This window comes from Paenibacillus sp. 1182 (genome assembly GCF_017833915.1).
GTDB lineage: Bacteria > Bacillota > Bacilli > Paenibacillales > Paenibacillaceae > Paenibacillus > Paenibacillus polymyxa_D.
The window spans coordinates 240,522-260,138 of record NZ_JAFICR010000010.1 but is presented as its reverse complement, the minus strand read 5'-3'; the positions used below and the strand labels follow the sequence as shown (position 1 = coordinate 260,138).

Below are 19,617 nucleotides of genomic sequence, written 5' to 3'. Positions count from 1 at the left end.
TTGATAGATTCTATATCTTGGTCAAAGCCCTGCTATATATGTTACAAAGAAGGTATGAAAAATACGGTTGTATGGCTGTATAACAAGAGGAGTGTACGTGATGGCAGACGTTAAAAAGATTGCGGTAATAGCGGGAGATGGAATTGGACCTGAAGTGGTCGCAGAGGCAGAGAAAATTTTGAAACGTACAGAAGAAGTATTCGGCTTTTCATTTGAAACGGAGCATGCGCTGTTCGGCGGGATTGCCATTGATAAGAAGGGCACACCATTACCGGAAGAAACACTGGCAGTATGTCAGTCTGCAGATGCTGTTCTGCTGGGTGCGGTAGGAGGGCCACAATGGGATAACAATCCAAAGGAACTTCGTCCTGAAACCGGGCTGCTGGGCATTCGCAAAGAGCTTGGTCTGTTTTCGAATCTTCGTCCTGCCGTCGTCTTTGACTGTCTCAAGGACGCGTCTACATTGAAACCGGAAGTGTTGGAAGGAACGGACCTGATCGTGGTGCGCGAACTGACGGGCGGCATTTATTTCGGCGAGAAGTTCAGACGAGAAAGTCCTCAGGGTGAGGAAGCAGTTGATACTTGCGCATATAATGTAACAGAAGTAGAGCGTATCGTGCGCCAATCTTTCGAAATTGCACAAAAACGTCGCAAAAAACTTGCATCGGTGGATAAGGCTAATGTACTGGAAACTTCCCGTTTATGGCGTGAAGTAGTGAACCGGGTTGCTGTAGACTACCCGGATGTCGAGCTGGAGCATGTATTGGTTGATAACTGCGCCATGCAATTGCTGCGTCGTCCATCTAGCTTTGACGTCATCGTGACGGAAAATATGTTTGGTGACATTCTCAGTGACGAAGCGGCTATGCTGACTGGATCCATCGGCATGCTCTCCTCCGCATCACTGGGAGAAGGCAGCTTCGGCCTATACGAGCCGGTACATGGCTCGGCGCCTGACATTGCAGGTCAAGGCCTGGCGAATCCCATTGCAACGATTTTGTCCGTTGCTTTGATGTTCCGTCTTACCTTCGGGTACGAGAAAGCAGCAGATGCCATTGAGAAAGCCGTAGCTGAGGTACTGGATGCAGGGCACCGTACGGCGGATATTGCGGTGGATAAATCTCAAGCAATCTCGACAACTCAAATGGGTGATCTGATCGCTGCAGCTATTCGCTAAAAGCTCCGTAAATGCACCCGTTCTGAAAAAAAGCTTCCTATTATATAGTAAGGTTATACAGTCTAGCTTTTTGGCAAATGTTTAGCACAGTAGCTCCTGAGCAATCAGGAGCTATTTGTATATTCAAAGGTTCAAAATGTGAATAAAATGTGAATTTTTAAGCTAGTTTAAAATAATTATAAAAAAGTAATGGTTACAATATTGACTTTGATTTCAGCGAATGATAACATTTATCAAGTAAGTTGTTGTTTATTACAATACAGATGATTGAGGAAAGCACATTTGGTGTTTTTCTTACATATTTTAAAGGAGGATTTCATATTATGGCAGAAAGATTGGTAGGAAGACCCGCCCCTGATTTTGCATTGGAAACAGTGACTGGAGACGGTCAAGAATTTGGTTCGGTGAAGCTTTCCGATTACCGTGGCAAGTGGCTCGTATTTTTCTTCTATCCACTGGATTTCACTTTTGTGTGCCCTACGGAAATTACAGCATTGAGCAATGCTGCTGACCAATTCAAAGAGCTGGATACTGAAATTCTGGGTATCAGTGTAGACTCCGTGCACAGTCACAAAGCATGGATCAACACAGCTAAAGAAAACAACGGTCTAGGCAAACTGAACTTCCCATTGGCTTCTGACATCACGAAGAAAACAGCAAGCGATTATGGCGTTCTGATCGAAGAAGAAGGCGTTGCATTGCGCGGCTTGTTCATCATTGATCCAGAAGGCGAATTGAAATATCAAGTGGTTAACCACAACGATGTAGGTCGCAGTGTAGAAGAAACATTGCGTGTACTGCAAGCTTTGCAATCCGGTGGCTTGTGCCCAATGAACTGGAAACCAGGCGATCAAAATCTGTAATATAAGCTTCACAAGTTGAAATTAATTAAACAAACAAGCCCCCAACTAGCGGTTACTCTACCGTTATTGGGGGCTTGCTTGCCTGCTCTGTGCAGCGGAAAATGTGAGGACAGCCTGTTTAATGAGGCAACGCAGAGTGAGGTAACAAATAATTATGGAAATGTTGTTGTGTTCTGGAGGAATTTTGCCTGACGAAAGCGAATAAGGTATTGTAGAAGATAAGCAAGGCAGAACAGGTTTTGTTCAGAGGAGGCTGAGCCCGGATGAGTTATTGCTGTGGAGCAAGCATGGTAGGAACCAAGGGAACGCTGAAGCATTACCGCACCCAAGTTCATAATGTTCCTTTGCTGTTTTGCCCGGTATGTCGTCGCATTGAAGTTCATTATAAAGTCGAAAATGAGTATGAAATCTTGGCTGAATATGCACATGGAGATGGGGCAAGCGAGATTGATTTTCAGGATTATGTCATGGAAGACGATGATACGATATTTGAAAATTGTGTGAATCGTGAAAGTGAAGATGCGTTTGAAATTGTGAAGCGTCAAATTGACATATCCCTGGATTTATTGATGGTAGCCAAACAGATGAATGATGAAAAATGGCAGGGAGAGCTTAAGAGAAGACTGGCCGTTATGAGCCAAAGACGATCCCGGCTTCAACATAATAAGAGCGGCAGTTGACATCCTACACACCAAAGAAGCTCTCAATTCTGGAGAGCTTCTTTGGTGTGTAGGGCGCTTGTTCCTAACTTCATTTTTCATTTTGGTAATGTTGCGCAGATATTATGACGAAAGAAAACAGGATAAAAATTTGGATTCGACACTTTTTCCGATTGACTGCGATCCTTAATCTTGTCTATCATAAAATAAGACTGGAATTGGAAAGAGATGGTCGGATTTCTGTGTAACTGTTTTCTACACCATTGAAGGGTAGTCGATAGATGCCTTTCTTTTCTTCAAGATTATTACGCGTCCGATACGGCCAGTTTGTCATTCCGAAACAAGGGGGAAGCCTGGCATGATCAGTGAATTCCAAGAAGCCTTGCTTGATACCGTGGGAGCTTGTCCTTCCACACAGATCGCCAATAACAAGTATGAAAATGTGCTGGAGAACCTGGATAGTGGTATCATGCTGTTTGACAGTGACGGGGTACTGACCTTTATTAACGTGCAAATGGCGAAATTGCTGGAGCTACCACGGAGTTCGCTAGCAGGTCGCAATTTGATGCAAATTTTGCATCATCCTGAGTTAAGCCGGTTTAAGAAGAAGAAAATCATGCGGATTTATAAAGAAACTATCTTTCATAGAAAGCGCTATCATGAGTTAATTGATGAGTATGGTCGGCATTGGTTGATAACAGTAACCTATGGTGATCAGATGGATGGCGATTTTTTGTTTAGCGTCAAGGATGTGTCGGATTATAAGCAGATTGAGCAGACAGCATATCAAAACGATAAGCTGGCGATGCTGGGACGCATCTCGGCCTCTATTGCTCATGAAATTCGTAACCCGCTTACCGCAATCCGGGGCTTTATTCAATTGCTTCGACCGCATTTGGTGGAGTTGGGCAGGGATGAGTATGCCCGCATTATATTAACAGAAATTGATCGTGCGAACGACATTATTTATGAGTTCTTAAATTCGTCCAAGCCTTCGGCTCCGCAAAAAACGGCTGTATCTGTGATGGGGCTGCTGAAAGAAGTAGTGATGCTGACAGAAAGCGAAGCATTGATGAAGGGTTGCCAGATTGCATTGGACGAAAATGATGAGCTCATGAAGGTTTCCATTGATGTGAAGCAGATTAAGCAGGTTATTCTCAATATGATTAAAAATGCAATGGATGCCATTGAAAGCATGGGTGGGGAACGAGAGGGCTGCATCGATATTCATACAGTGCTTGAGGGCAATTATGTCCACATTTGTATTGAAGATAACGGATTAGGTATGGATCACAATACATTGACGCGTTTATTTGATCCTTTTTTTACAACAAAAGAAAGTGGAACCGGATTGGGATTGGCTGTGAGCTATCGAATTATCAAAAATCACGGAGGTTTCATACATGTAGACAGTAAACATGGAAGTGGCACACAATTCAAAATCACGCTTCCTGTAGTTTAATATGGAGAGGTTTTCGCAGAGGGGTCCTGTACATACTATTTCTTTTATGTTGTGCAGCGTTGGGGTATAGGTATCACCTTTTTGGAAAAGGTTATCTGAAGCGCATAATCTGACAAGATGATGCGCTTTTTTGGTGCTGTAAGCTCGGTTATTTGCGTAAATGCGAAAATGAATTCATGAATTTAAGACAAAAAAATGATTCACCTTTCACAGATTAAATGCTATTATATACCAGAATACAACATTATTTTTGATACTATAGACTTAAATAACGGCTTCCAAAGCTGTCAAACGTCTTAGATGATCGGAATCTCCGATATGCAGGGGGCTGAAGAGGCTGAATGAGTATACGGCTGGAAGTAAAAAAAACGATAGGTATCGGCATTGCTGCGATAGTTTTGTTTGTCTTGGTTCAGTTATTTCACGTAACTTTGAATAAGATATACTCCCATAATGTTTTTTTCTTGTTATATCCGATCATAGGGTTTGCCTGTGCTGCGATTTGTTTTTCTATTTTTTATCAATCCTGGTCCGTTTTACTGGAACAGTTATCCTTGCAGAGACTTCTTATTGCCCCGACGTTTTTGGTGGCTGGTCTGCTTTACCTTGTTCATATTGTTTCGTTTAGTTTCGTGAGCCTGACGGACTTTGCTTTGTCTCCGGGCGTTTCGTTATGGCTGCTGTTTGTAAATCGTGCCTTTACCTCTGTCTTGCTCTTATGCGTTTGTTTCCTCCCGTTTAACAAGACGAAATCTGAATACAAAGCGGTGGCTTTGTGGGCAGGGATAGGCTGCACTTTGCTGATTCTAGGAGTTATTAAGACATTTGGTGCAGGCTTACCGGATCTACGTATAAGATACGAAATAGGTAACCTGGGCTGGACGTTAAATCTGGCTGTCATGTTACTACTTGTGTTCACTTTTATTTTCGGGGTGCGAAAATATCGGAAAGTTCGCCCGGCGGAGTTGGGCATGTTGCTTATGGTTCGTGGAATTGGACTGTGTGTTGTGAGTCAGTTGTTCTATTTATTTTCTGAGCAAATGAGCGATATTAATCACCTATTGGGACTTTTGACCAACGCGATAGCATTCTATAATATGTTGAGCGGGCTGGTCCGGTTGATGGTTCTGGTTCCTTATCGTGAAAAGCAGGCAGCCGAATCTGAGTTTAATCACATTGCTTATAATGATGATATAACAGGACTCCCCAATCGTCGCCGCCTTTCCCAACGTTTAGATAAAATATTGCGCAAATCATTGAAATCGGATGAGACAGTAGCACTTTTAGTTCTAAATATTGATCGTTTCAAGGCGATTAATGATTCGCTTGGACATATGGCAGGAAATTATTTGCTGTATGCAGTAGGCGAACGCTTGGGGCATTTTAGCCATGAAGGGGAAGCTGTCTTTAGCATGGGCGGAGATGAATTTGCCTTTCTTCTAACGGGATACGAAGATACAGATGCTATGAGAAGTCGTATTGATGATATGGTGAAGCTGTTCGATCTGCCTTTCGATATTGATGGTGAGTCTTATCATGTGACGGTGAGCGTTGGTATAGCTTTGTACCCGTTGGATGCGAATCAGAGTGAACAGCTTATTCAGCAGGCGGATACGGCTGTACATAGTGCTAAAGAGCAGGGAGTGAATTTTCAGCGGTATGCTAGTTCGATGCAGATGCGAGCGCATGAAAGACTCCAGCTGGAAAATGATCTGCGGCGAGCGCTTGAAAATGAGGAATTTTCATTGGTGTATCAACCTCGTGTCCACCTGCAAAGTGGCGAGCTAACGAGTTTGGAGGCGCTGGTGCGTTGGAATCATCCTCATCGTGGGATGGTGATGCCAGGCGATTTTATTCCGGTGGCTGAAGAAAGTGGTTTAATTGTGCCCTTGGGGGAATGGGTGTTACGGGAGGCCTGTCTGCAAAATAAGCATTGGCAGGAGCTTGGGTACCCACCAATCCCGATTTCGGTCAATTTATCCATGCGCCAATTTCAGCAAAAAAAGCTGGTGGATGTAATTCGGGGCATTTTGACCTATACGGAACTTGAAGCACGCTATCTAGAGCTGGAGATTACCGAGAGTATGACCTTTGATAAGGATCGAGCCTTTGAACAGTTAAAAAAAATAAAGGCTATTGGTGTCGCAATCAGTATTGATGATTTTGGAACTGGCTATAGCTCATTGCATTATTTGAAGAATCTCCCGATTGATCGTCTAAAAATTGATCGTTCCTTTGTAAATGAGGTACTGGTCGACAGCAAAAATGCAGCAATTGTATCTACTATTGCCTCCATGGCTCACCATTTGAAGCTGAAGGTTACGGCTGAAGGGGTAGAAAATGAGGAGCAGCTTCATTTTTTGCAGGCACAAGATTGTCATGAGGGTCAGGGGTATTATTTTAGTCGCCCCATTCCGGCAGAAATCTTTGAAAAATTGTTTTTACGTGAACCTATGAATTGGCTGGCTCAGGATAGTATCTAGTATGCTTGCATTTTGCTGAAAGGTAAGTTATACTAAATAACATCCTGATTCAGCTGGTTGACGATAGGTTAAGCGTGCCATACATAAGAATCGAGATATTATAAAATGCGGGTGTAGTTCAATGGTAGAACTTCAGCCTTCCAAGCTGATAGCGTGGGTTCGATTCCCATCACCCGCTTACTATTTTAAGAAGTTCGAAACCCTTGTGACGCAAGGGTTTTTGTTTTGTTTGGAGTAGATAAATACATTATAGCCGGGGTGCCAATGGGGTATCACGGCTTTTTGCGTTCTTACGAACTATTTTTACATTGCCACACAAAATAAAATATAAAACATTTAGCTTATATGCTATAAATAAACAGATAAAAAGAACTATTTACCATTTACTAAAAAATAAGTATAGTCGCATTGTTGGGATTTAACTTAAAAAAGGATGGTGTAGCTGCAATGAGGAAAATTTCTTTTCTGTTTTTAGCATTAACTTTGGTGCTGCTTACTTTCCCTGCAAGTTCTACGTTCGCCGCTGCTGATTTTCCGAATACGTCGACGAATGGAATGACTGGTTTTGCCGGACAGGCTAAAAGTGAAAATGGAGCTACTAAGCCTGTCACAACAGGGGGAAAAGGCGGTCAGATTATCTATATCAATAATCTAAACGATTTGAAAAACCAGTTAGGGGATTCAACTCCTAAAATTCTGGTCATCGAAAAAAATATCTCTGCCTCCTCTAAAACCGTGGTCAACATTGGTACTAACAAATCGCTCATTGGTTCTTATGCGCAAAACAAACTGGTTAACATTCATTTGAAAACAACAAATAATTCGGGAAATGTGATCTTTCAAAATTTAACTTTTGAGCACAGTGCCAACATTAACGGTAACGATGACATCCAACTTTATCTTACTGCGGGCACAAATTATTGGATTGATCATGTTACGTTTGCAGGTCACAGTTATAATGCAAATGGCTCGGATCTGGACAAACTTTTGTACATAGGCCAATCGGCTGATTATGTAACCATTAGTAACTCCAAATTTGCTAATCATAAATATGGTCTCATTTTGGGATATCCTGATGATGGCAATAAAAATTATGATGGCATGCCTCATATCACGATCGCTAATAATTATTTTGAAAACTTACTTGTACGTGGTCCAGGACTCATGAGATATGGATATTTCCATGTTAAAAATAATTATATTAATAATTTTCAGCTTGCTTATACCATTGCTACGAATGCAAGAATCTATTCTGAGTACAACTACTTTGGAAAAGGTAGTGAAAAGGGCGGTATTCTTGATGATAAAGGCAATGGCGAGTTTAAAGATGTAGGGAGTTTTCCCACCATCAACAATCAAAAATCGCGTGTAACCAACTGGAATCCAAGCAAGAACTATAGCTATCAAGTTCAGACTCCTGAATATACTAAAGAGTTTGTAACGAAATATGCAGGCTCGTCGAATACAACTTTGGTATTTGGAAAATAACGAGGGTTATTTGCAAATGTGTTGTGATCTGCTATACTAACCGCAAGTAATTATCCCATGAAAAGGAAGGTAACCATACGTCCGATGAAGTAAGCACACTGATTTTCCCACTTAACTGCACAGTTACTGGCAGGCGGCTGTAAGCTGCAACGGGAGAAGTGTGTCTGAAAATGAATGTAGGGACGTATGCGTTTATTCCGGAACGGGATTTGGCTTATTCGTTTACGGTGTTATTTTTCATAAGCGTATGTTCTGAAACGATTCATAACAGTCATTCTATATTCCTTGTATGCAAGCCGCAGCCTTCTGCGGCTTTTTTTATTGCTTCCGGGGTCAAAAAACCGGGCTGGGAAAGGATGATCGGTATGAGAACGATTTTGCGTATTCGCAATGTAGTAAAGGATTGGAACGGGACATCTTTATTTGAGAATGTGTCGTTGGATGTGATGGAAGGAGAACGGCTCGCACTGTTTGGAAGAAATGGAGCAGGTAAAACGACGTTATTGCGAATATTGCTGGGAGATGAAGTGCCAACCTCTGGTCAAGTAGAGCATGATTTGCCACTGGAAGAGCGGGGCTGGCTGAAGCAGCAGGATACGGTGGATTGGTCTCGAACCGCACTGGAGGCCGCACAGCAGGCCAGCCCTCGGCATTGGCTCCTCAAGCAAGCGTTGGGACAGCTGGAAGCTGACCTAGCCGATGCTGGGAAGGATATGGAGCATCATCTGGAGCGTTACGGCGAGCTGATGGATGAATACGAACACCTGCAAGGCTTTGCCTGGGAGTCTGAGGTGGAAAAGGCGCTCACTCGAATGGGAATGCCTGCCCAGACGTGGTCCATTGCTTATGGTGACCTGAGTGGCGGACAGAAGACGAGAGTGCGGTTAGCCGGACTGATGGTCAGGCAGCCGAAGCTGCTGGTGCTGGATGAGCCGACCAACCATTTGGATGCCGAAAGCTTGCTTTGGCTGGAGCAGTGGCTGTCCACGTATCCGGGAACGCTGCTGTTTGTATCGCATGACAGAGCCTTTTTGGATCGAGTGGCTACGAGTATAGTTGAGCTTGCATCAACGGGTATTGGACGCTATAAAGGCGGCTATAAGGAATATAAAGCGCAAAAGGAGCGGGAACTGCGAGAGCAGGAAGCCAGCTATCGAAAGCAGGAGCTGGCGAAACAGGCACTGGAGGAAACGATTCGAAATTACAGGGAATGGTTTCACCAGGCACATCGTAGCGCATCCAAAGTCGAAGTGGCTATTACACAGAGCTTCTATAAGGCCAAGGCTAAAAAAAATATCTCCCGTTATCATGCGAAAGAAAAAGAACTGGAGCGACTGGAGGCTAACAGGGTAGAACAACCACGTGAAGCTCCGTCTTTGCACATGAAATTAAGTGACAGCGGGTTTCAGGCAAAATATTTGCTGCGTGCTGAGCAGGTTGACTTTAGCTACGACGACCGTATCATTGTGAAAAATCTAAATCTGATCGTTGCACGTGGAGACCGTCTGGCTGTTCGGGGGCCCAATGGAATTGGTAAAACCACACTGCTTCGGTTATTAACAGGTCAACTGGAGCCGCAGACAGGAAAAATCACAGCCAACCCACAGTTGAACATCGGATATTTTTCACAGGAGCTGGAGCAGCTCCCAGAGGATCAAACGTTGCTGGACAGTCTGCTTGCGCTTCCGACGATGACGCAAACAGAAGCGAGAACAGTGTTGGGCTGCTTTCTTTTTGCGAAAGAGGACGTGTTTAAAAGGATCGGGACACTTAGTATGGGAGAAAAATGCAGGGTAGCTTTTCTGCGTCTGTACTTTAGTGGAGCCAATCTGCTGGTGCTGGATGAACCGACGAATTATTTTGACATTGAAACCCGTGAAATTGTAGAGGATTCTTTGCGTAACTATGATGGAGCACTGGTGCTCGTCTCACATGATCGGGAGCTGGTGAGGAGCACGGCAACTCGGTTACTCGATATGAAGCCGGGGGGCAGATATGAAATCTATGAGGGGACAGCCGACGAAAAGCAAGAAGATGAACGGAGCCGTCAACGGGAGCCAGAAGACCAGGAGCGGCGTGAGGAACGTCTTCGATTACAATTGCGTCTTACAGAGTTGATGGGAATGACAGGCACGAATGACGAAAATGAAAAGTTGTTGAGCGAAATCAGGCGCATTCGTGCAAATCTGGAGCGGTTGGATGATCTCGATATCTAAAGGGTTGAAACGTATGCCCTGCTTGCCAAAGCGCGGTAGTTTGCATATAATAATGAACAATAGTTCGAATTTTTGAAAATGTCTTGATGGAGAAGAGTAGACAGTGTCCGATTGAACAGGGAGGAAGCGTCGTAGGATTGAGAGCGTTTCTGCAAATACTGGGCTGTTGAAGTTCGCTCCGGAGCAGTTCCTTGAACCTCAGGCGCCATGTGAATGGCGAATGTGCAAGTAGGGGATACCGGTTCACGACCGTTATAACGTGCAGAGCGAGACGATGATGCATAGCATGAACAATCACCTGTAACTATGTTGCCGTAAGGCAAAACGCCGGGTGAGCTAAGCTTATTGTCTAACGAGGGTGGTACCACGGTCTTTTCGTCCCTTACCGGGAGGAAAGACCTTTTTTTGTTGTCTGAAAAGCTGGATATGAAGAAAGGGGACTGAACAGGCGATGAGCGAAACCATCCAAATGAAGGAACATTTGCTGGCCTTGAAGGAAGAAGCACTGGAAGTATTGGAGAAGGTGGCAACACCTAAGGAGCTGGCTGATCTACGGGTCAAATACTCGGGAAAAAAGGGCGCATTGACTGAAATTTTGCGCGGTATGGGCAAGCTGAGCGCGGAAGAGCGTCCGGTTGTTGGACAGGTAGCCAATGAGGTGCGGGAGGCGATTGAAGAAGTCGTTAACCGTAAGCAAGACGAGTTCACGAAAGCGGAAACGAATGAGCGTCTGCAAGCGGAAAAGATCGATGTTACGCTACCTGGACGCACACTGCCGCAAGGCGGACTGCACCCACTCAACAAAGTGATTGAGCAAATCGAGGATATTTTTACAGGCATGGGATATCGAGTGGCTGAGGGTCCACAGGCTGAGACGGATTATTATAACTTCGAAGCATTGAACCTGCCTAAAAATCACCCCGCACGCGATATGCAGGATTCATTTTACCTGACTGAGGATCTGTTGATGCGTACCCATACGTCACCAGTTCAGATTCGCGCGATGGAAGCGATGAAGGGCGAAACACCTATTAAGGTTATCTGTCCGGGTACGGTTTTCCGACGTGATGATGACGATGCAACACATTCTTTTCAATTCCACCAGATTGAAGGGCTTGTCATTGGAAAAGACATTCGCATGAGTGATTTGAAAGGAACCTTACTTCAATTTGCACGCGAAATGTTCGGAGAATCGACCGAAATCCGTTTGCGCCCAAGCTTCTTTCCGTTCACAGAGCCGAGTGCTGAAGTAGACGTAACTTTTGTGAAGAAAAATGGCGAACGCGTGTGGATTGAAATTTTGGGCTGTGGCATGGTCCATCCGAAAGTGCTAGAGATGGGCGGTTTTGATCCCGAGGTGTACAGCGGCTTTGCATTCGGTATGGGTGTAGAGCGGATTGCTATATTGAAATACGGTATCGATGATATTCGTCATTTTTATAACAGTGACCTGTCGTTCCTGAAACAGTTTGCGCGTCAATAAACAACTATATCAAGGGAAGTGAACCCATATGAAAGTATCATTCGAGTGGCTGTCCGAGTATGTATCGCTGGATCAGGTAAGCGCGGAGGATCTGGCAGAGAAAATCACCCGTTCGGGCATAGAAATTGATGAGGTCGAGCAGCGCAATCAAGGGATTACTGGCGTCGTTGTCGGCTATGTTAAAAGCAAGGAAAAGCATCCTGATGCTGATAAGCTGAATGTATGTATTGTCGATGCAGGTCAGGAGGAAGATCTGCAAATCGTGTGCGGTGCCAAAAACGTGGATGCAGGTCAAAAGGTTCCTGTTGCAGTTGTAGGTGCCAAGTTGCCGGGAGATTTCCACATTAAAAAGGCCAAGCTGCGTGGTGTAGTATCCATGGGTATGATCTGCTCGGCCAAAGAACTGGGCATGAATGACAAGCTGCTTCCAAAGGAATTGCAAGAAGGTATTTTGGTGCTGCCTGAGGATGCTGAAATTGGTATGCCAATTACGAAGCTGCTGGCGCTGGATGATCAGGTGCTGGATTTTGATCTGACACCCAATCGTTCGGATTGCCTGAGCATGCACGGAGCAGCATATGAAGTGAGTGCGATTCTGGGACGTGATATTTCGCTGGCTGATCCGGCTAAGGATCTGGTGGAAATTAGCGATGCAGCGGCAGATCATCTGTCTGTGAAGGTAGATACTCCTGAACTGTGTACGCACTATGCGGCCCGTTATATTACAGGTGTAAAAGTGGGGGCTTCCCCATTATGGATTCAAAACCGTCTGATGGCGGCAGGTGTTCGTCCCATCAACAACATCGTAGATATTACGAACTACGTCATGCTGGAATACGGTCAGCCGTTGCATGCTTTTGATGCGGATAAGCTGGAAAATGGAAATATTGAAGTTCGACTCGCTCGTGCAGGCGAAACATTGATTACACTTGATGATCAGGAGCGTAAGCTGGAGCCGCATATGCTGCTGATTACAGACGGTGTGAAACCAATAGCATTGGCAGGCGTGATGGGTGGAGCCAACTCCGAGGTTACGGATGCGACGGTCAGCATTGCGCTGGAATCTGCGAAGTTTGACGGCGGTACAGTTCGCAAAACGTCTCGTCAACTTGGACTGCGTTCAGAAGCAAGTCTGCGTTTTGAAAAAGAGGTTGATCCAGGCGCTGTTGTGCCTGCTGTGAATCGTGCAGCTGCGCTGATTCAGCGTTATGCAGGAGGCACTGTACACCAGGGCATCGTAGAATCTGCGTCTGCAAAAGCTGAAAACCGCATTATCAAGCTGTCGCTAGATAAAATAAACCGATATTTGGGAACCGAACTGTCGCTGCTTGAGGTGAAAACGATTTTCGGTAGACTTCATTTCGGATGTGGCGACGCAGAGCAAGGGGTACTGGAAGTTCAAGTTCCTACACGCCGTGGAGATATCACCATTGACGTGGACTTAATCGAAGAGGTTGCTCGTCTGTATGGTTACGACAATATCCCGACCACGCCGATTGAAGGTCCTACAACTCCGGGAGCTTTGACAGCATCACAATCATTGCGCCGCTCCCTGCGCAGATTGCTGGCTCATGGTGGCTGGCAGGAGACGATCAGCTACTCTTTTGTACATCCGCAAAGTACGGGGTTATTTAATGCCCTGACAGAAGGCAGCCATCCGGTACGTTTGGCTATGCCTATGAGCGAAGACCGTAGTGTTTTGCGTACGAGTATCATTCCGCAGATGCTGGATACAGCGGTGTATAACATGAACCGGAAGCAAGACAATCTGGCGATTTTCGAGATGGGAACAGTATTTTATACAGAGGAACAAACATTAACCCGCCAGCCGCAGGAAATTCAAGTGCTGAGTCTGTTGTTGACTGGGGTTCGCCGTGAAAAACAATGGAATATTGGTGCTGAAAAGGTTGATTTCTTTGATATTAAAGGCGCGCTTGAAACGGTGTTTGACTATTTCGGATTGAGTGCCAGCATTCGTTATGTCGCTGACCAACCGCAAAGCTACCACCCGGGCCGTTCCGCTTCGGTATGGCTGGATGTGAATGGAAGCTCTCAACGGATCGGTACCCTTGGGCAGATTCATCCGGAGCTCCAACAATCTTATGGGCTGAACGATACGTATGTTGCAGAAATTGCGTTGCAACAGGTCATTGAACACGCAAACTCTCATATTCAGTTCAGAGAGCTGGCTCGCTTCCCATCCGTGGAACGTGACATTGCCCTCGTGGTCAATAAAGACGTTGAGGCAGGCGAACTGCTTCGTGTTATTCACGCTGCAGGCGGAGAGCTGTTGCAGGATGCACGAGTGTTTGATGTATTTACAGGCAGTAAGCTTGGTGAAGATAAGAAGAGCGTAGCTATCTCTCTGACCTATCGTCACTGGGAACATACGTTGACGGATGAAGAGATCAATGCGGCGCATACTCCTGTCGTTACGTCTCTGGAACAAACTTTTGGAGCGGAATTGAGAAAGTAGCAGGAAATGCGGGAAGCCGTATCGAATCTTAGTGACAGAGGTTCGATACGGCTTTTTGGCCTATCATCATAGGAGCTCTCTTACTCTGATAATTACCCGCTGCGGGGAAGCCGGACTAATAAGGTTGAACGCTTCACGGAAGGCGGGTTACCATAGTACCGGACACACCTTAGAATCAACATACAGTAGTATTGAAGGAGGGCATAATTGTGACTACACCAGATCGTACTCGCGTCACTGTAGAGATCTACGGTACTTCTTATAAACTCGTCGGCAGCAATACCGATTATATGAAGCAGGTTGCCAATTACGTGGATGAGCGTATGCACAGCATTTCTCAAGCTCATTCGCGTCTGGATATGCCCCGAATTGCCGTGCTGGCTGCGGTTCATATGGCAGAAGAAGCTGTACAAATCCAGGAAATTCAGAGTCATATGAACCGCTTAGCAGCGGAACGAGCAGAGCTCCGGGGAGATCTGGCGCAACTCCAGACAGCTCTAGGGGAACAACAGCAGAAAAATACAGATATGCATCAATCTCTTATTCAACTGAAGGAAGAAAAGGAAGCAACGCAGAAGAAGCTGATGGAAACCGAATCTGTATCAGCGAAGGAGATTGCCCAATTGAGGGCAAAGCTGGAACAGCAGGAGAAAAAAGCGGCTGAACTTGAAAATGGACAAAAACAAGCTAAACGTGAATTGGAGGAGTCCCGTCAAGAAGCTTCTCGCAAGCTGAAAGAGCAGCAGGAGGCGGCCAATGCGCGTATCCGGCAGATAGAAGAGCAGATGAAGAAGGAAGTATCTGAAGCGGCTAAACAGGCAGAAGCCAAGCTGTCAGCTGCAGAGAAGACTCATCAGGAGCAAAAGCGCACAGAACTGGACAAGCTGCGATCTGCTTTGCAGCAAGAGCATAGCAAGAAGGTAAGCGAATGGCAAACCAAGTGTTCCGGACTGAATGAGCAGCTGGAGCAGGAACGTAAACAGGCTGAATTGGCGTTGAATGAGGAAAAGCTCCAGCATCAGGAAGCGCAGAAACGAGCTGATGAAGCTGCACTGGAGCAGGAGATTCGGGTCGAGGAGCTTCAGGAACAATTAGAACAAGTACAGGCAGGCAGTACAGAGCTTTCTTCTCGTCTGGGAGAGGCTCAAGAGCAAGCAAGAGTACTGAAGGAACAACAGTCCGAGCTGGAGTCTGTGCTGGAAACACAGCGACAGGCTGCGATAGAGCGAGAGCAGGCAGATACGCTTGCACGTGAAGAATTGCAAAGTCGATATGATCAATTAGAAGCTGAAGCCAAGGCTAAGCAGCAGCAGACGGCTAAGCTGGAGGAAGAACAGCGACGGATGCAGAAGCTGTTGGAGCAAGCTCACGTATCTTCTCGCAAGCTGCAAAGTGAGCTGGCTACGCTAGCTGAAAGCGAGAAGTCATGGAAGAAGCTTGCAGAAGAACGCCAGGTGGCAGTTGATGAACTGGAGCTCTCCCTGCTGGAAGCACGTGAGCAGAAGGAAGAAATACAAGTGCAATTACAGCACGCAGCGGCTGAGCTCGAAGCTATTAATGATAAATTTGCTTCACAACAGCAACGGCTAGTTCAACTCGAAGCGAGAATCAAGGAGCTTTCACCTGAGCTGATTCGCGTTCAGGATGAGCTTGAGAAAGCCAAAGTCCGAGAGCAAGAGGGAACTAAGGCGTATCAATCGCTTCAGGAGCAATATGGAAGCATGAAGAGCCGAGCTGGACAGCTGGAGCAAAATATCAAGCAGCTCCAGCAGGAAAATCGAGAACGGCGGAGTGAACTGGAACGTGCTGAGGAAGAATCCCTGGAATGGCAGCTTAAATACGATCAGTTGAAGGCTGAAGCGGAACGTTTGGAAGCCGAAGATGCTGCCCGTAAGGAAGAATTTGCTTCTTGGGAGCGGGAAATAGCGGTAACGGTTCAACAAAAGGAACAGCTTCAGGAGGAGATTCGTTTGGCTGTTGAAACTGCCAAAACGGCGAAGGCTGAACAGCAGTCCATAGAGCAGGAACGAATGGCCTTGCAGTCTGAATTGGACGAAGTGGGTCAAAAATATGAAATGGCGGCGCATCAGCTTCGTCTGTTGCAAGTACAACAGGACGTAGATCGGGAAAATTCGGAGAGGATTTCTACGGAATTACGTCAATTACAGGAAGAATACACCAAGCTTCAAACTGAGTATAATGAATGGATTGAACTTATTGAACAGGATCAGTAGATACGGATTATACATGTAAGGCAATCCCCGGCTGCTCATCGCCGGGGATTGTTTGTTTATTGTATCCACTCAGAGGTGTAAATGACAAAAAGCTGTCCTTTGGCAGATGAATTCTGCTTCGGGACAGCTTTGCCAGAAGCGATTACTGAAATTAATTCCCGTTTTTGCGACCGGCTTCAAACGGTGTCGATACCGGAATGAACAGGTCGATAATCCCGATAACCAATGCAGCGAGCAATGCGCCCAGAACGGAAACACTGACATGAGCGACGACATATTGAGCGACCCAGATCACCAGAGCGCTCACAAGAAAACCTACGATACCGCGTCCAAATGGGGAGACGCGTCGACCAAACACCGCCTCGACGATATAGCCAATCAAGGCAATGACAATGGCTAGGATCAGCGCGCTCCAAAAGCCGCCTACACTAAATCCGGGAACGATCCAGCTTACGACCATCAGCACCAGAGCGGCAACGATGAAACGTACAATGTGCCCGAGAATGCTCACGGAATAACCTCCTTTGTTTTTTGAATCAGGGTTAGACAAAGGTTAGTGTGTGGCATGAAGAGCTTTCTTATGTGTAAAACAGAGTTGGCAAATAGCGTAAGTTTGCTGCTTTCGGTATAATATAGATATAAGTGAAAGGAGTAGTGAAGTTGGACTCTAAAATTTTCAAAACCCTTGAATATCAAAAAATTCTAAATAAACTAAGTCACTATGCCCAAACGGCAACGGGACAACAGACAGCCCTTCAGCTACAGCCCAGCGATGATTTGGAGCATATCAAGAAAATGCTGAAAGGTACGGATGAGGCCTATGCTGCTGATCGCCTCAAAGGAGTGCCTTCATTTAACGGAGTAGTGGATATCACTCCGGCGGTGAAGCGTGCCCGTATTGGTGGAACATTAAGCCCGCATGAGTTGCTTGGCATTCGGACAACGGTTCAGGCCGCACGCCGTATACAAGTATACGTGACAAGTTTGCATGAAGAAAATCCTGTCGAAACATTGCTGTATTGGAGTGAGCAGCTTTCGGAGCAGAGAAGTTTAGAAAACTCCATCAAAGGCTGTATTGACGAAAATGCAGAAGTGTTGGATTCTGCCAGCACAGAGCTTTCACAAATCCGTCGGGAGCTACGCTCGGGAGAAGTGCGTATTCGTGAGAAGCTGGATTCCATGATTCGTTCCTCAACTGTATCCAAAATGCTTCAAGATCAGTTGATTACGATTCGTGGAGATCGGTTTGTGATCCCGGTTAAGGCCGAATACCGTTCTTATTTTGGCGGAATTGTTCATGATCAATCCGGGTCAGGTGCAACATTGTTTATCGAGCCTGAATCTATCGTAGCCATGAACAATAAGCTGAGGGAAACAAGGCTGAGAGAAGAGCGTGAAATTGAAGTCATTTTACAAAAGCTGACCGCACTTGTCGCAGAACAAGCGGATATGTTGCTGTATGATGTGGACATTTTGGGCAATCTTGATTTTATTTTTGCAAAAGCGCGTCTCGCCCGTGAAATGAAAGCAACCTTGCCTTTAATGAATGACCGAGGGTACTTGAAGCTGAAAAAAGGCAGACATCCTCTAATTCCGTTGGAGCAGGTCGTTCCCATAGATGTGGAGCTGGGCAATTCATACACCTCCATTATCGTTACCGGACCGAACACAGGGGGGAAAACCGTTACCCTGAAAACCATTGGCCTGCTTAGTTTGATGGCGATGTCTGGACTGTTTGTACCTGTCGAGGATGAAAGCCAGCTGTGTGTATTTGATGCAATCTATGCTGATATTGGTGACGAGCAGAGCATTGAGCAAAACTTAAGTACATTTTCCAGCCACATGACCAATATCATTAGCATCCTGAAAAATATGACGCCCAAAAGTCTTGTATTGCTTGACGAAGTGGGGGCAGGAACGGACCCCGCGGAAGGTTCGGCTTTGGCTGTGTCCATTTTGGAGCATATACATGCCATGGGTTGCCGTATGGTTGCGACGACTCACTATAGTGAATTGAAGGCGTATGCCTACGAGCGTAAAGGAATTATTAATGCAAGCATGGAGTTTGATGTCGCTACATTAAGCCCGACTTACCGCCTTCTGGTCGGTGTCCCCGGACGAAGTAACGCATTTGCCATTGCCGAGCGATTGGGATTGCCAGGGCGCATATTAGACTATGCCCGTGGTGAGGTAACAGAAGAAGACCAGCGCGTTGAGCACATGATTGCGTCACTGGAGCAGAACCGTTTGACAGCTGAGCAAGAACGGGAAAAAGCAGAGCAGTTGCGTAAAGAAATGGAAGCATTGCGTAGCCGTCATCAGATGGAGCTGGATAAGCTGGAGTCCCAACGGGACCGTATGCTGGAAAAAGCTGAGGACGAAGCAAGAGTTCTCGTGGATAAGGCTCGTAGCGAAGCTGAGAAAATCATTACTGATTTGCGTAAATTGGCTCAGGAAGAAGGGGCCTCGGTTAAGGAGCACAAGCTGATTGCAGCTCGCAGAGAACTGGATGAGGCTGAACCGAAGCAACGCAAGAAAAGTACCGTCAAACGCCCGGCCGCTACGCGTACTCGTTCTATCATGGCTGGCGATGAAGTATCCGTTCACAGTCTGAATAAAAAAGGCCACGTGGTTGAACTGTCCGGTACCAAGGAAGCTGTGGTTCAATTGGGGATCATGAAGATGAAGGTCAGTCTGGATGATCTGGAACTACTGCAACCTGCCCAAACAACGACTCCAAGAGTTCAAAAACCAGTCACTGGCGTTAAACGGACACGGGATGATAACGTACGAAGTGAACTTGATCTTCGGGGGGCGAACGTGGAGGAAGCCTTGATGGAAGTGGATCGCTTCATGGATGAAGCGTTTCTGGCCAATCTGGGTCAGGTACACATTATTCATGGCAAAGGTACGGGTGTTCTGAGAACCGGTATTCAGGAGTACCTCCGCAAGCATAAACATGTGAAAAGCTACCGTATCGGTAATTACAATGAAGGCGGTACAGGCGTAACCGTTGCTGAATTGGAATAGTTATGGGTTGCGGCTTTGCCCGGGAACGCTTGGTAGAACGGGAGGG

The 19,617-nt window shown here is 45.9% G+C and carries 12 protein-coding genes and 1 tRNA gene; 12 read left to right on the top strand and 1 reads right to left on the bottom strand.

Annotated elements, in window-relative coordinates; all coding sequences use genetic code 11:
* Positions 1 to 100 precede the first annotated feature (100 nt).
* The 11 genes from leuB to zapA all read left to right on the top strand — a co-directional run bounded on the left by leuB (position 101) and on the right by zapA (position 16,541).
* A complete protein-coding gene (gene leuB, locus JOD82_RS20550; protein WP_029516477.1) occupies positions 101 to 1,177 on the top strand; it encodes a 3-isopropylmalate dehydrogenase in 1,077 nt (358 codons plus the stop codon).
* Positions 1,178 to 1,500: 323 nt separating this feature from the next.
* Positions 1,501 to 2,040 carry a peroxiredoxin gene (locus JOD82_RS20545; protein ID WP_069012848.1) on the top strand — a complete coding sequence of 180 codons (540 nt, stop codon included), beginning with the start codon at positions 1,501 to 1,503 and terminating at the stop codon, positions 2,038 to 2,040.
* Positions 2,041 to 2,303: 263 nt separating this feature from the next.
* Positions 2,304 to 2,720, top strand: a complete 417-nt coding sequence (locus JOD82_RS20540; protein WP_029516478.1) for a hypothetical protein — start codon at positions 2,304 to 2,306, stop codon at positions 2,718 to 2,720.
* Between the two features lie 337 nt (positions 2,721 to 3,057).
* Entirely contained in the window at positions 3,058 to 4,161 is a 1,104-nt protein-coding gene (locus JOD82_RS20535; RefSeq protein ID WP_039269745.1) for an ATP-binding protein, read from the top strand.
* A 341-nt stretch (positions 4,162 to 4,502) separates the two neighbouring features.
* On the top strand, positions 4,503 to 6,644 hold the full coding sequence (locus tag JOD82_RS20530; protein ID WP_209949859.1) for a bifunctional diguanylate cyclase/phosphodiesterase: 2,142 nt from the start codon (positions 4,503 to 4,505) through the stop codon (positions 6,642 to 6,644).
* A gap of 107 nt (positions 6,645 to 6,751) precedes the next feature.
* A tRNA-Gly gene (locus tag JOD82_RS20525) sits at positions 6,752 to 6,822 on the top strand.
* A gap of 269 nt (positions 6,823 to 7,091) precedes the next feature.
* A complete protein-coding gene (locus JOD82_RS20520; RefSeq protein ID WP_209949858.1) occupies positions 7,092 to 8,132 on the top strand; it encodes a polysaccharide lyase family 1 protein in 1,041 nt (346 codons plus the stop codon).
* A gap of 365 nt (positions 8,133 to 8,497) precedes the next feature.
* Positions 8,498 to 10,348, top strand: coding sequence for a ribosomal protection-like ABC-F family protein (gene abc-f, locus JOD82_RS20515; protein WP_029516481.1), 1,851 nt, complete (start codon positions 8,498 to 8,500; stop codon positions 10,346 to 10,348).
* Between the two features lie 451 nt (positions 10,349 to 10,799).
* Positions 10,800 to 11,831: a phenylalanine--tRNA ligase subunit alpha gene (pheS, locus tag JOD82_RS20510; RefSeq protein WP_273041806.1), complete on the top strand. Its 1,032-nt coding sequence runs from the start codon at positions 10,800 to 10,802 to the stop codon at positions 11,829 to 11,831.
* Between the two features lie 28 nt (positions 11,832 to 11,859).
* Positions 11,860 to 14,307, top strand: coding sequence for a phenylalanine--tRNA ligase subunit beta (gene pheT, locus JOD82_RS20505; RefSeq protein ID WP_029516482.1), 2,448 nt, complete (start codon positions 11,860 to 11,862; stop codon positions 14,305 to 14,307).
* Between the two features lie 209 nt (positions 14,308 to 14,516).
* Positions 14,517 to 16,541, top strand: coding sequence for a cell division protein ZapA (gene zapA, locus JOD82_RS20500; RefSeq protein WP_209949857.1), 2,025 nt, complete (start codon positions 14,517 to 14,519; stop codon positions 16,539 to 16,541).
* A 151-nt stretch (positions 16,542 to 16,692) separates the two neighbouring features.
* Here the strand turns inward: zapA and JOD82_RS20495 are convergent, their stop codons facing one another.
* Entirely contained in the window at positions 16,693 to 17,052 is a 360-nt protein-coding gene (locus JOD82_RS20495) for a phage holin family protein (RefSeq protein ID WP_029516484.1), read from the bottom strand.
* Positions 17,053 to 17,201: 149 nt separating this feature from the next.
* Between JOD82_RS20495 and JOD82_RS20490 the strand changes: the two genes are divergently transcribed.
* Entirely contained in the window at positions 17,202 to 19,571 is a 2,370-nt protein-coding gene (locus JOD82_RS20490; RefSeq protein WP_209949856.1) for an endonuclease MutS2, read from the top strand.
* The last annotated feature ends 46 nt before the right edge of the window (positions 19,572 to 19,617 follow it).